The 369-nt window shown below is 23.0% G+C and carries 1 pseudogene; it reads right to left on the bottom strand.

The window, feature by feature from the left end:
• Positions 1-58: 58 nt before the first annotated feature.
• Positions 59-369 (bottom strand): annotated as a pseudogene (locus B0A81_RS21765) (glycosyltransferase); the annotation flags it as partial.

Genomic DNA, 369 nt, shown 5'->3' with positions numbered 1-369 from the left:
CACTAAAGATATAATGAAATCAAGCGACCTTTTTATTTTTTTCTTATACATCTCTATATTATCTAAAATTTAACATATTAAGAATCATAAAAACTATCTTTTTTTTGTTATCTCTCATTAAATCCTTATTATACCTCCAGATAACATAATTTCTTTGAAAATAATTCCCTGAAAACAATTTATAAATTTTATATTCCTCGGAAGAAACGTCTAAATATTTAATAAATTCTCTAACCTGACTTTGATAATATCCATTTAAGACTTGTTTGGATTTTTCTTTAATTGTCGCAATTGAAAGTTTATTTAGATGTCCATGAACATTTGAGTCATGTAAACGATAATGAATATAACTTTTAGAATCTATATAAA

It is taken from the genome of Flavobacterium plurextorum, assembly GCF_002217395.1.
Taxonomy (GTDB): Bacteria; Bacteroidota; Bacteroidia; order Flavobacteriales; family Flavobacteriaceae; genus Flavobacterium; species Flavobacterium plurextorum.
This window is presented reverse-complemented; position numbering and strand designations above follow the sequence as displayed.